The 12,404-nt window shown below is 60.5% G+C and carries 11 protein-coding genes; 4 read left to right on the top strand and 7 right to left on the bottom strand.

The genetic code is table 11. The features are described 5' to 3' along the window. Positions 1-188: 188 nt before the first annotated feature. A complete protein-coding gene (locus ACMGG9_RS08905) occupies positions 189-1,331 on the bottom strand; it encodes a tail fiber domain-containing protein (protein ID WP_346405409.1) in 1,143 nt (380 codons plus the stop codon). Positions 1,332-1,643: 312 nt separating this feature from the next. Further along, positions 1,644-2,873: a peptidase T gene (gene pepT / locus ACMGG9_RS08900; RefSeq protein WP_033642773.1), complete on the bottom strand. Its 1,230-nt coding sequence runs from the start codon at positions 2,871-2,873 to the stop codon at positions 1,644-1,646. 356 nt (positions 2,874-3,229) lie between these two features. Between pepT and potA the strand changes: the two genes are divergently transcribed. The 4 genes from potA to potD all read left to right on the top strand — a co-directional run bounded on the left by potA (position 3,230) and on the right by potD (position 7,238). Continuing rightward, positions 3,230-4,345 carry a spermidine/putrescine ABC transporter ATP-binding protein PotA gene (gene potA, locus ACMGG9_RS08895; RefSeq protein ID WP_414162084.1) on the top strand — a complete coding sequence of 372 codons (1,116 nt, stop codon included), beginning with the start codon at positions 3,230-3,232 and terminating at the stop codon, positions 4,343-4,345. After that, positions 4,329-5,189, top strand: a complete 861-nt coding sequence (potB, locus tag ACMGG9_RS08890; protein WP_164057131.1) for a spermidine/putrescine ABC transporter permease PotB — start codon at positions 4,329-4,331, stop codon at positions 5,187-5,189. Before potA ends, potB begins: the two co-directional genes overlap by 17 nt. Then, positions 5,186-5,968, top strand: coding sequence for a spermidine/putrescine ABC transporter permease PotC (gene potC, locus ACMGG9_RS08885; protein WP_033642769.1), 783 nt, complete (start codon positions 5,186-5,188; stop codon positions 5,966-5,968). Before potB ends, potC begins: the two co-directional genes overlap by 4 nt. 226 nt (positions 5,969-6,194) lie before the next feature. Beyond that, a complete protein-coding gene (gene potD / locus ACMGG9_RS08880; protein ID WP_089191573.1) occupies positions 6,195-7,238 on the top strand; it encodes a spermidine/putrescine ABC transporter substrate-binding protein PotD in 1,044 nt (347 codons plus the stop codon). A 44-nt stretch (positions 7,239-7,282) separates the two neighbouring features. Here the strand turns inward: potD and cobB are convergent, their stop codons facing one another. From cobB to lolC, 5 genes are all read right to left on the bottom strand, one after another. Then, on the bottom strand, positions 7,283-8,119 hold the full coding sequence (gene cobB, locus ACMGG9_RS08875) for a Sir2 family NAD+-dependent deacetylase (protein ID WP_046899329.1): 837 nt from the start codon (positions 8,117-8,119) through the stop codon (positions 7,283-7,285). 91 nt (positions 8,120-8,210) lie between these two features. Then, on the bottom strand, positions 8,211-9,128 hold the full coding sequence (gene nagK / locus ACMGG9_RS08870) for an N-acetylglucosamine kinase (RefSeq protein ID WP_197755972.1): 918 nt from the start codon (positions 9,126-9,128) through the stop codon (positions 8,211-8,213). A 53-nt stretch (positions 9,129-9,181) separates the two neighbouring features. Then, positions 9,182-10,429, bottom strand: coding sequence for a lipoprotein-releasing ABC transporter permease subunit LolE (gene lolE, locus ACMGG9_RS08865; protein WP_004941124.1), 1,248 nt, complete (start codon positions 10,427-10,429; stop codon positions 9,182-9,184). Next, positions 10,429-11,133, bottom strand: coding sequence for a lipoprotein-releasing ABC transporter ATP-binding protein LolD (gene lolD / locus ACMGG9_RS08860; RefSeq protein WP_004941120.1), 705 nt, complete (start codon positions 11,131-11,133; stop codon positions 10,429-10,431). The genes lolE and lolD overlap by 1 nt, the downstream gene beginning before the upstream one ends. Beyond that, a complete protein-coding gene (gene lolC / locus ACMGG9_RS08855; RefSeq protein WP_414162083.1) occupies positions 11,126-12,328 on the bottom strand; it encodes a lipoprotein-releasing ABC transporter permease subunit LolC in 1,203 nt (400 codons plus the stop codon). Before lolC ends, lolD begins: the two co-directional genes overlap by 8 nt. Positions 12,329-12,404: the final 76 nt, after the last annotated feature.

The raw sequence follows: 12,404 nt of genomic DNA, 5'->3' as shown, positions 1-12,404 counted from the left end.
TACATTGGGCCCCTGATCTGAAGCCCCACCTTTAACACCGCCAGTTGGGCCACGGCTGTCTTTTCCATCTCCGCCACTCATGTGTCAGTCCTTTATTTCGTTATTCGGCAGCAGAGTAAATTCTTAAGTGCTTATTACCAGCAGCACCATCGATTAATACTCTGCACAACCTACAAAAATTTTATTAATCAGGCGTTCACAATCGCTTTTTCCAAAGCAACCAATCGAGCTTCAAATGCTTCCCGCTCGGCATCTCGAAGTGAGCGCTCTTCCTTAAGCGCCTCAACCAGCAGCGCCACCACGCCGTTGATATTGATGCCCCGGGCATCCTTCAGCACGCTGCCGTCGTTAAGCTTCAATTCGGTTTGGGTTACCGACTGCGGCAATACGTTCTCCACTTCCTGAGCGATCACCCCGGCTTCCGGCACGCCCTGTTTGAGGTAGGTGTAGCCGCCGATACCAGCCAGCTTGTCCAATGCGCCGTCAATTTTGGCGATATCCGTTTTCATGCGGGCATCGGAGCTGCTGTGCCATGCGCCGTTGGCATAGGCGTGGCCGTCGTTGCGGAATTCATACCATCCTTGCGCCCCGCCGTTAGCCACGTGCAGCCCCACAAAGTGGTGCTGACCGATGCGTTCATAATGATAAAAGTCGGCAAACAGATCGCCCTTGCCCTGTATACGCATCGCGTTGGTAATACGATCGGCATTATTATTAGTGTCGAAGTTACCTGCGGCCACGATCCAACCATTGGCGTTACGCTTTACCAACTGCCCGACGGAAAGCTCGCTATTCGCTCTCACCTGCAGCTCGTTCCAGTTCCCTTGCCAATCGCGGTACGAAAGCAAACCGTAGTCTTCTTTACCGGCGACAACCCGTGAACCCATCATCATGGTGGTGGTTTTGTTGCCGCTGGTGAAATCGGTATATACCGGAGGCGCAGAGTACATTTGCCCATTGATCAGCGGCGCTGGCCCAGTTATCACCGCCCGAATGCCCGCGTTATGCGATACCATCGCCCCACCGGAAATATCAACGCCGTTACCGAGTGCAACTCTGCCGGAAGCCAGGCTGAAAGCGAAAGGACGCAAGGTGTTCCATTGTCCGTTTTGAGCTTGCCCGGCAGGGGTTGTCAGTAAGTAAAAAGCTTCGCCGTCGTTGCGCAGCATCACGCCGGTATTGCCATTTGCCAGCCGAAAACCGTTGGCCGATTTGGAGACGATTTCACCGTCGCTGACCACGCGCTGACGCAGCGTAGACAGCGATTTCAGTTCGGCAATATCGTCGTTAACGCCGTTAATCACCTGAGCATTTTTCTTTTCTTCTGCCATGATTGTTACCCTCTTACGTCCTGTTTGATGGCGGTTAACAGCGCTCATTCCCCCAGCATCCCCTGGCCACTGGGCTCACCGCACCGAAGCTGTAAAACCGGTTAAGCACACAGAAAACTGTATGCATAAACAGCACTTTATCTCGAAGGATAATGGGATTCCCTCACCGCGGGTTGTGTGGTGAAAGGGACAACCAAGAAACGGGAACTATAAAGAGAACAGAAGCAGAGAATGGCGGGCACACTGAGCCCCGCCGGGCGTATCAGAGAAGGGAATGCGGGCCGGCGCAAGCCGGCCGGGGAACGAAGGTGTTTACCGCGCCCGCTCGGCGGCCAGCGCCGCGATGCGCATAATTACCGCCACCGCTTGCTCCATGCCTTCCAGCGTCACGAATTCGTGCTTGCCGTGGTAGTTGTAGCCACCGGTGAACAGGTTCGGGCACGGCAGGCCGCGGAACGACAGCTGCGCGCCGTCGGTGCCGCCGCGGATCGGTTTCATCACCGGTTCAATGTCGCAGTCGCGCATTGCCTGCTGCGCCAGCGCGATCGCGTGCGGATGCTCCGCCACCTGTTCGCGCATGTTGTAATAACTGTCTTCGATGCTGACTTCAATATAACAATCGCGCGGCAGGCCTTTGCCGACCTCGCGGGCGATCTCCACCATCTTGCGTTTGCGCGCCTCGAATCCCTCGCGCTCGAAGTCGCGCAGGATGTAGTGCATTTCGGCGCGTTCCACGCTGCCCTTGATGCTGCTGAGGTGGTAAAAGCCCTGGTAACCCTCGGTGGTCTCCGGCGTTTCGTCCGCCGGCAGCGCCTGATGAATGCGGGTAGCCAGCGACAGCGCGTTGACCATCACGCCCTTGGCGCTGCCGGGGTGCACGCTGTTGCCGAGGATTTTGATCGTCACCGAGGCGGCATTGAAGTTTTCGCACTCCAGCTCACCGACGCCGCCGCCATCCACCGTGTAAGCCCATTCGGCATTGAAGGCCGCCACGTCGAACAGCTGTGCCCCCTTGCCCACCTCTTCATCCGGGGTGAAGGCCACGCGGATGTCGCCGTGCGGGATTTTGCGCGCGCGCAGGCGCGCCATGGCGGTGAGGATCTCGGCAATGCCGGCCTTGTCGTCGGCGCCCAGCAGCGTTTTGCCGTCGGTGGTGATCAGGGTCTGCCCCAACATCTGGTGCAGGATCGGGAACATCACCGGCGACAGCACTTCATCGCCAATACCGAGCGCAATATCGCCGCCGCGATAGTTCTCGACGATCTGCGGATTGACGTGTTTGCCGCTGAAATCCGGCGAAGTATCCAGATGGGCGATAAAACCGACCGCCGGCACCGGCCAGGCGACGTTGCCCGGCCAGGTGCCCATCACGCAGCCGTGCTCGCTGAGCGACACCCGCTCGAAGCCGAGCGCGATCATTTCCTGCTGCAACGCACGCGCCAGCTTCAACTGCCCGTCGGTGCTCGGCACATGCTTTACGTTCGCTTTGGACTGGGTGTCGAAAGAGACGTAGTTGAAAAAGCGGTCAAGTAATTTATCCATGGTAGCGGCCCCTCAGAATATCGCGTTTCATTATGCTGAACCGATCAGGATCAAATATTGCGTCAGGTCATTTTTAACCAGAATTAGCCAATATCATTAATCTTTGTGATGATTTCAGAGGGAAATAACGCTGTCATCACAGGGTCATTTGTCGCTATCATGATGAAAAACGCGGCATCTGGGCCGGATCGGCTTTCAATTCCGGCATTCAGCGTCTATCATGCGCGCTCGAAAAATTTCCATTGGCGCAACTGGTTTGAGCTTCTTTTGAATCGCGGGCATGCCCGCAAGCTCCGGCAGTCTTTTCCAGTTGCGGTTCTATCTGCATTAGCCCACGGGATAGAGTAAGACGATAAATGACTGAGACATCCTCTCGAGCCCCCCTTGTTGAACTGCATGCCCTGAGCAAAGCGTTCGATGGCAAAACCATCATTTCCGATCTGGATCTGACGATTAATCACGGCGAATTCCTCACCATTCTTGGCCCCTCCGGCTGTGGCAAAACCACGGTGCTGCGCCTGATTGCCGGTCTGGAAGACGCCGATCGGGGCCGCATCGCGCTCGACGGCCAGGACATCACCGCCATTGCGGCCGAGCATCGCCACGTCAACACCGTGTTTCAGAGCTATGCCCTGTTTCCGCACATGTCGGTGTTCGACAACGTCGCTTTCGGCCTGCGTATGCAAAAGGTGCCGGCGGCCGAACTGACGCCGCGCGTCGAAGAGGCGCTGCGCATGGTGCAGCTGGATGCCTTCGCCAAGCGGCGGCCGGGCCAGCTCTCCGGTGGCCAACAGCAGCGTGTGGCCATCGCCCGCGCGGTGGTCAACAAGCCGAAAGTGCTGCTGCTGGACGAATCGCTGTCGGCGCTGGACTACAAGCTGCGCAAGCAGATGCAGAACGAACTGAAAGCGCTGCAGCGCAAGCTGGGCATCACCTTCGTGTTCGTCACCCACGATCAGGAAGAAGCGTTGACCATGTCGGATCGCATCGTGGTGATGCGCGAAGGCCGCATCGAACAAGACGGCACGCCGCGTGAGATCTATGAAGAGCCGAAAAACCTGTTCGTCGCCAGCTTCATCGGCGAGATCAACATCTTCGACGCGGTGGTCCTGCAACGCCTCGATCCGCAGCGGGTGCGCGCCAACGTGGAAGGCCGCGAGTGCAACATCTATGCCGATCTGCCGGTAGAACCGGGCCAAAAGCTGAAGGTGCTGCTGCGCCCGGAAGATCTGCGGGTGGAAGAAGTGAACGACAGCGCGCAGCACGACGGGCTGATCGGTTACGTGCGTGAGCGCAACTACAAAGGCATGACGCTGGAATCGGTGGTCGAGCTGGAGAACGGCAAAACGGTGATGGTCAGCGAGTTCTTCAACGAAGACGATCCGGACGTCGATCACTCGCTCAATCAGAAGATGGCGGTGACCTGGGTCGAAAGCTGGGAGGTGGTGCTGGCCGATGAAGAAATCGCGTAAAGTCTTCCAGAATGTGGTGATCGTCGGCGTCGTCGCCTGGCTGTTGCTGTTCGTGTTCATGCCGAACCTGATGATCATCGGCGCCAGCTTCCTGACCCGTGATGACGCCAACCTGGTGCAGATGGTGTTCACGCTGGATAACTACCGGCGTTTGTTCGATCCGCTGTATGCCCAGGTGCTGCTGCACTCGCTGAACATGGCGCTGATCGCCACCCTGTGCTGCCTGGTGATCGGCTATCCGTTCGCCTTTATTCTGGCGCGCTTGCCGCAGAAGGCGCGGCCGCTGCTGCTGTTTCTGCTGATCGTGCCCTTCTGGACCAACTCGCTGATCCGCATCTACGGCCTGAAGCTGTTTCTCAGCACCCGCGGCTATCTCAACGACGCGCTGCTGTGGATCGGCGTCATCGACAAGCCGCTTCGCATCATGTACACCTCGGAAGCGGTGATCCTCGGCCTGGTGTATATCCTGCTGCCGTTTATGGTGATGCCGCTCTATTCCAGCATCGAAAAGCTCGATAAATCCTGCCTGGAGGCGGCGCGCGATCTCGGCGCCAGCAAGCTCCAAACCTTTATCCGCATCATTGTGCCGCTGACCATGCCGGGCATTATCGCCGGCTGCCTGCTGGTGGTGCTGCCGGCGATGGGGCTGTTCTTCGTCGCCGATCTGATGGGCGGCGCCAAAAATCTGCTGATCGGCAACGTGATTAAAAGCCAGTTCCTCAATATCCGCGACTGGCCGTTCGGCGCGGCCACCAGCATCTGCCTGACGCTGGTGATGGGGCTGTTGCTGCTGGTCTATTACCGGGCCGCCCGCCTGCTGAACAAGAAGGAGGATCTGGCATGATCGGACGTCTGCTGCGCGGCGGCTTTATGACGCTGGTATACGCCTATCTGTATATCCCGATCGTCATCCTGATCGTCAACTCGTTCAACGCCTCGCGCTTCGGCATCAACTGGCAAGGGTTCACCACCAAGTGGTACAGCACGCTGCTCAACAACGACAGCCTGTTGCAGGCGGCGGGCCACTCGCTGACCATGGCGGTGCTCTCCGCCACCTTCGCCACGCTGATCGGCTCGCTGACCGCGGTGGCGCTGTACCGCTACCGCTTCCGCGGCAAACCGTTCGTCGGCGGCATGCTGTTTGTGGTGATGATGTCGCCGGACATCGTGATGGCCATCTCGCTGCTGGTGCTGTTCATGTTGCTGGGCATTTCGCTCGGCTTCTGGTCGCTGCTGTTCTCGCACATCACCTTCTGCCTGCCGTTCGTGGTAGTGACCGTCTACGCGCGCCTAAAAGGCTTCGACGTGAAGATGCTGGAAGCCGCGCGCGATCTCGGCGCAAGCGAGTTCACCATCCTGCGCAAAATCATTCTGCCGCTGGCGATGCCGGCGGTGGCGGCCGGTTGGCTGCTGAGCTTCACCCTGTCGATGGACGACGTGGTCGTCTCCTCCTTCGTCACCGGGCCGAGCTACGAGATTTTGCCGCTGAAGATCTATTCGATGGTGAAAGTCGGCGTCTCGCCTGAGGTTAACGCGCTGGCCACCATTTTGCTGCTGCTGTCGCTGACGCTGGTGATCGCCAGCCAGTGGGTGATGCGCGATCGCTCGCCCAAGGCCGAGTAATCCTTCCCGCCGGGCGCTGCGGCGCCCGTCTCTTTCATTGACCACAATGATATGAAAGCGGCCTTTGGTGATGGCCCTGACTCGGTTAACCCGCTGATTTGCCGCTGGGATAACCGCCTTTACCCACCCCGCCCCCGCCCCTATAATGGCCCCTTTCTGGGGTATGGCGCGGCCGAAAACGGCGGCTCATACGGGTTCGGCTCACTACTGCTGAAGGATACGCTGCATGAAAAAGTGGTCACATCTGCTCGCAGCCGGGATGATGGCGCTGAGTTTCTGCTCTGCAAACGCCTCTGACGGCAAAACGCTGTATTTCTATAACTGGACTGAATACGTCCCGCCGGGGCTGCTGGAGCAGTTCACCAAAGAAACCGGCATCAAGGTGATTTATTCCACCTATGAATCCAACGAAAGCATGTACGCCAAGCTGAAGACCTACAAGGACGGCGCGTACGATCTGGTGGTGCCTTCCACTTACTTCATCGCCAAGATGAGCAAGGAAGGCATGCTGCAAAAAATCGACAAGAGCAAACTCAGCCACTTCAAGGATCTCGATCCTACCCTGCTGAACAAGCCGTTCGATCCCAACAACGACTACTCCATCCCTTACATCTGGGGCGCCACCGCCATCGGCGTTAACAGCGACGCGCAGGATCCGTCCACCGTCACCTCCTGGGCCGATCTGTGGCAGCCGCAGTACAAAGGCCGTCTGCTGCTGACCGACGATGCGCGCGAAGTGTTCCAGATGGCGCTGCTCAAGCTGGGCTATTCCGGCAACACCACCGACCCGAAAGAGATTGAAGCCGCCTACAACGAACTGCAGAAATTGATGCCGAACGTGCTGGCCTTCAACTCCGACAACCCGGGCAACCCGTTTATGGAAGGGGAAGTCAACGTCGGCATGGTGTGGAACGGTTCGGCCTTCGTGGCGCGCCAGGCCGGCACGCCGCTGGAGATCGTCTGGCCGAAGGAAGGTGGGATCTTCTGGATGGACAGCCTGGCCATTCCGGCCAACGCGCGCAACGTCGAGGGGGCGCTGAAGCTGATCGACTTCCTGCTGCGGCCGGAAATCGCGGTGCAGGTGGCGGAAACCATCGGTTACCCGACGCCGAACCTGGCGGCGAAGAAGCTGCTGTCGCCGGAGATCGCCAACGATCCGTCTCTCTACCCGGATAAAACGGTGATTGAGCACGGCGAGTGGCAAAACGACGTCGGCGACGCCAGCACGCTGTACGAAAGCTACTTCCAAAAGCTGAAAGCCGGGCGCTAACACGCCCGCCATCCCATCAGGGCGCGCAGTGCGCCCTGATGTCTTTAGGGCTTATCTGCCCGCGCCACCTTGCCCACCAGGAATTTGTGCACAAAACGCGGCACCACTTCGCTGGCCAGGCCGTAGTGTTTCTCGTCGAACTGGCTTTCCACCTGACTCGGCTCCAGGTTCAGCTCCATCGCGTAGGCGCCGCCCAGCCGCGCCTCATGCACGAACCCGGCCGCCGGATAGACATGGCCGGAGGTGCCGATGGCGACGAAGAAATCGGCCTTGCTCAGCGCCTGGTAGATGTCGTCCATGCCCAGCGGCATCTCGCCGAACCACACCACGTGCGGCCGCAGCGGCGCCGGGAACTGGCAGCAGTGGCAGCGCTCGTCAACGCTGAGATCGCCGGGCCACTCGAACACCTGGCCCGACTGGGTGCAGCGCACCTTCAGCAATTCGCCGTGCATGTGCAGCACCCGCTTGCTGCCGGCGCGCTCATGCAGGTTATCGATGTTTTGCGTGACCAGCAGGAAGTTGTCCCCCAGCCACTCTTCCAGATCCGCCAGCGCGCGGTGCGCGGCGTTCGGGGCGATATCCTCGGTCTGCAGCTGGCGGCGACGTTCATTGTAAAACGCCTGCACCAGCGCCGGATCGCGCTGAAAACCTTCCGGCGTGGCGACGTCCTCCACCCGGTGCTCTTCCCACAGCCCATCCGCGGCGCGGAAGGTGCGAATGCCCGACTCGGCCGAAATGCCGGCCCCGGTCAACACCACCACAAACGGCTTTTTCAGCTCGGCCGCCGCCATGGTGTCACGGTGAAAAATGCGTGAACGAAAGCGCTGATGCAGCACATGCTTACTCTTGCGAAACTGACACAGCCGATGGCGAGTGTGCATTAACTCTCTCCTTACTTTTCCCTGTTTACCCTTCTTACTGGACGTTGCGGCGTTGTTGGCTGTATACATTCACGCCTGGCCGCAACGCCCATTACGTTGGGCGAGCCAAATTGAGGAACGCTGCGCCGCGCACGCCGCCGGCGTCGCCATAGCGCGCCTTCTCGATGCGCGGCAGCCGAGCCACCCGCAGCAGGTGCGCCGGCAGCCGCTGCGGCAACGCCTGGTAAATGGCGTCGAAGTTCGACAGCCCGCCGCCGATCACCACCAGGTGCGGATCCAGCACCGTCAGCAGGTTACCCAGGCAGATCGCCAGCACGTCCATAAAGCGATCGACATGCGCCACGGCCTGCGGCTCACCCGCCTGATAATGCGCAATGATCTCGGTGGCGGGCAAGCTCCGGCCATAAAAATGGGCGTACATCCATTCGAAACCGCGGCCCGATATGTAATTTTCAATGCAACCCTGATGGCCGCACCCGCAGGCGACGCGAGGCACATCACGCCCCAGCACCTCGAGCGCGTCCACCGGCAGGCGCAAATGACCGAACTCGCCGGCGATATAGTTGCGCCCGGGCACCGTCTTACCCTCGACGATCAGGCCGCCGCCTACGCCGGTGCCGAGGATGATGCCCAGCACCGTCGGGTAGCGGCGGAACTCGTCGTCCCAGGCCTCCGACAGCGCAAAGCAGTTGGCGTCGTTATCGACCCGCACCTCGCGCCCGATCAGCGCCGCCAGATCGCGCGGCAGCGGCCGCCCCATCGCCGCCGGCACATTGGCGGTAAACAGCGTGCCGTCATCGTCGTTGGGCAAGCCCGGAATGCCGATGCCGACGCTGCCGCGCCGGCCGCAAAACGCATCCGCCTCCAGGGTCAGCTCGCACAGCGTAGCCAGCAGTTGCCGATAATCGTCGCGCGGCGTCGGCACCCGCTTTTGCCAAATGCGCTGCAGGCTGTCGTCGAACACCCCCAGCTCAATCTTGGTGCCGCCCATATCGAAACCGTAGTACATAACCCATCCCCAGGCTAAAAAAACGGGGCGGCATCGCTGCCTCCCCGTGGGTTTTATTGTCCGCTCAGCACCCGCGCCGGATCGATGCGGCTGGCGCGCCTCGCCGGATACCAACTGGCCAACAGACTCAGCACGATGGCGGTCGCCAGCACGATCAGCACATCCAGCCAGTGCAGCTCGGAAGGCAGGAAGTCGATGAAGTAGATATCGCCCGACAGGAAGGAGTGGCCGACCAGTTTCTCGATGCCCCGGATGATGTTGGTCAGCTGCAGCGAGGCGATCACCCCGATCACCACGCCGCTCAGGCTGCCCAGCAGCCCGGCCAGCAGCCCATACCAGATGAAAATGGCGCGGATAAAGCCGTCTTTGGCGCCCAGGGTGCGCAGCACCGCAATGTCGGCGCTTTTGTCTTTCACCGCCATCACCAACGTGGAAACGATGTTGAAGCAGGCCACGCCGATCACCAGCACCATCGCCAGGTACATGATGGCGCGGATCATCTGGATGTCGCGGTACATGTAGCCGTACTTGCCGATCCAGCTCTTGATGTAGATGTAAGCGTTGGTCACTTCGCCGGCGTCGCGCACCAGCTTGTTGGCGGCGAACACGTCGTTCATCTTGAGAGCGATGCCCGTGACGCTGTCACCCATGTCGAGATACTGCTGCGCATCGGCCAGCGGCACCAGCGCCAGGCTGTGATCGAGCTGGCCGCTGAGCTGCAAAATGCCGGTCACGTGCAGGCGAATACGCTTCGGCTGCAGCAGCTTCATCTCAGGGTCGCTGTTGGGGATCATCACCGTGACATAGGCGCCCTGCTTGACGCCCAGCGCGTCGGCCACGCCCTTGCCGAGGATCACCTGCTGCTCGCCGGGCTTGAAGTTGGCCCAGGCGTCGCCCTGCACATACTGCGGCAGCGCGCTCAGTCGGCTCTCCTGCTGCGGATCCACACCTTTGACTTCCACCGCGCGCAGCTGCGCGCCGTTTTCCATCAGGCCGGTAAAGTTGATGTACGGCGCGGCGGCCAAGATGCCCGGCACCTTTTCCACCCGCTGCAGAATCGACGGCCAGCCGCTGAACGGCTGATTGACCGGCTCGAGCTCGCCGTGCGGCACCACCGCCAGAATGCGGTTCTTCAGCTCGCGCTCAAAGCCGTTCATCGCGCTCAGACCGACGATCAGCACCGCCACCCCCAGCGCGATGCCAATGGTGGAGATGACCGAGATCAGCGACACCATGCCGCCGCGTTTACGGCCGCGGCTGAAACGCAGGGCCGTCAGGAAGGACAGTGAGGCTCCCGCCATTACTCGGCCCCCATCAGGGTCAGCTGCGCCTGCAGGTGACCGTCGGCCATTTCCAACTGGCGGCTCAAGCGCTTGGCCAGCTGCAGATCGTGCGTTACCACCAGGAAAGCGGTGCCCTGACGCACGTTCAGCTCGCCGAGCAGATCGAAGATGCTGTCCGCGGTGCGCTTGTCGAGGTTGCCGGTCGGTTCGTCCGCCAGCACCAGCGCCGGGTTATTGACCAGCGCGCGCGCGATCGCCACGCGCTGACGCTCGCCGCCGGAAAGCTCGGACGGGCGGTGTTTGCTGCGCTTTTCCAGCCCGACCGCCGCCAGCATCTCCCGCGCTTTCTCCTGCGCCTGCGCCGGTTTGGCGCCACCGATCAAGAGCGGCATGGCGGCGTTTTCCAGCGCGGTGAAGTCCGGCAACAGATGGTGGAACTGATAGATGAAGCCCAACTGGCGGTTGCGCAGCTCGGCCTTGGCCGCCGAAGACATGGCGTTGAGCGATTCGCCCTTGAAGATCACTTCGCCGGAGGTCGGCGAGTCCAGCCCGCCCAGCAGGTGCAACAGGGTGCTCTTGCCGGAACCCGAGCTGCCGACGATCGCCATCATCTCGCCCTGCTGCATGGCAAAGCTGACGTTGCGCAGCACGTCGGTGTGCAGGTTGCCTTCCTGATAGGTCTTGCACAGGTTGTCACACTGCAGCAAAAGATGGTTACTCATAACGTAAAGCCTCAGCGGGTTGTACGGCGGCAGCGCGCCATGAAGGATAGAGCGTGGACAACAGGGAAACCGCCATCGCCACCACGGCGATGATCGTCACCTGCAGCGGATCGACCGCCACCGGCAGCGAAGCGCCGTCGATCAATGCGCCGAGGATCGGCATCAGGTTGTTCAGATTGGTGGCCAGCAGCACGCCGAGCAGCGTGCCGAGCAGCGAACCGATGATGCCGGCACTGGCGCCCTGCACCATAAATACCGACATGATCTGGCGGCGGGTCAGCCCTTGAGTCTGCAGAATGGCGACCTCGCCCTGCTTCTCCATCACCAGCAGACCGAGCGAGGTAATGATGTTAAACGCCGCCACCGCCACGATCAGGCTGAGCAGCAGCCCCATCATGTTCTTCTCCATGCGCACCGCCTGGAACAGCTCGCCCTTGCGATCGCGCCAGTCTTTCCAGACGGTGCCCGCCGGCAACGCCTGCTGGCTGAGGGTATCGACCGTCAGCGGCTGTTGCAGGAACAGACGCCAGCCGGTGATGTTGCCGGCCGGGTAGCGCATCAGGCGCGAAGCATCCTGTTGGTTGACCAGCAGCTGATAGCCGTCCACCTCGCTGTTGGCGTGGAAGGTGCCGATGAGAGTGAACAAACGCTGGCTGGGAATGCGGCCCATCGGCGTGAACTGGCTGGCGCTCGGCACCATCACGCGCAGCGAATCGCCGCGCTTGACGCCGAGTTGCCCCGCCAGCTGTTCGCCGATGATGATGTTGTATTGGCCCGGCTGCAGCTGTTGCTGCTTGACGTTGACCAGATACGGGGTCAGCGGATCGGCCTCGTCGGGATTCACGCCGAGCATCACCCCGACCGCCACGCTGCGAGCGCTTTGCAGCACCACGTCACCGGTGGTCAGCGGCGCAACGCGCGTGACGCCCTGCAGCTTCTGCACCTCGGAGGCCGGCAGCTGCTGCGGGTTGACCGATCCTTGCGGACTGGTGACCAACGCCTGCGGCATCAGGCCGAGAATGTTGTTCTCCAGATCCTTTTCGAAACCGTTCATCACCGACAGCACGGTGAGCAACGCCATCACCCCCAGCGTAATGCCGATGGTGGAAAGCCAGGAAACAAACCGCCCGAAGCGGTCTGAGGCTCGCCCGCGCATGTAGCGCAGGCCAATGAATAACGCGACAGGTTGATACATGAAATCCGTTTGATAGCCGTGGCTTAAGCAAAGTGATCACGGATTATATCGTCGCCGTGAAAACAATTAAATGAAA

This window comes from Serratia sp. BNK-10 (genome assembly GCF_047456065.1).
In the GTDB taxonomy this organism is placed as follows: domain Bacteria; phylum Pseudomonadota; class Gammaproteobacteria; order Enterobacterales; family Enterobacteriaceae; genus Serratia; species Serratia ureilytica.
Note: the sequence above shows the minus strand (reverse complement) of the source record. Positions and strands in the feature narration are given on the sequence as shown.

What these genes read in the sequence shown, in the direction of transcription:
- ACMGG9_RS08905 (WP_346405409.1), bottom strand. Translation starts at nt 1,331, where the DNA reads ATGGCAGAAGAAAAGAAAAATGCTCAGGTGATTAACGGCGTTAACGAC.
- pepT (WP_033642773.1), bottom strand. Translation starts at nt 2,873, where the DNA reads ATGGATAAATTACTTGACCGCTTTTTCAACTACGTCTCTTTCGACACC.
- potA (WP_414162084.1), top strand. Translation starts at nt 3,230, where the DNA reads ATGACTGAGACATCCTCTCGAGCCCCCCTTGTTGAACTGCATGCCCTG.
- potB (WP_164057131.1), top strand. Translation starts at nt 4,329, where the DNA reads ATGAAGAAATCGCGTAAAGTCTTCCAGAATGTGGTGATCGTCGGCGTC.
- potC (WP_033642769.1), top strand. Translation starts at nt 5,186, where the DNA reads ATGATCGGACGTCTGCTGCGCGGCGGCTTTATGACGCTGGTATACGCC.
- potD (WP_089191573.1), top strand. Translation starts at nt 6,195, where the DNA reads ATGAAAAAGTGGTCACATCTGCTCGCAGCCGGGATGATGGCGCTGAGT.
- cobB (WP_046899329.1), bottom strand. Translation starts at nt 8,119, where the DNA reads ATGCACACTCGCCATCGGCTGTGTCAGTTTCGCAAGAGTAAGCATGTG.
- nagK (WP_197755972.1), bottom strand. Translation starts at nt 9,128, where the DNA reads ATGTACTACGGTTTCGATATGGGCGGCACCAAGATTGAGCTGGGGGTG.
- lolE (WP_004941124.1), bottom strand. Translation starts at nt 10,429, where the DNA reads ATGGCGGGAGCCTCACTGTCCTTCCTGACGGCCCTGCGTTTCAGCCGC.
- lolD (WP_004941120.1), bottom strand. Translation starts at nt 11,133, where the DNA reads ATGAGTAACCATCTTTTGCTGCAGTGTGACAACCTGTGCAAGACCTAT.
- lolC (WP_414162083.1), bottom strand. Translation starts at nt 12,328, where the DNA reads ATGTATCAACCTGTCGCGTTATTCATTGGCCTGCGCTACATGCGCGGG.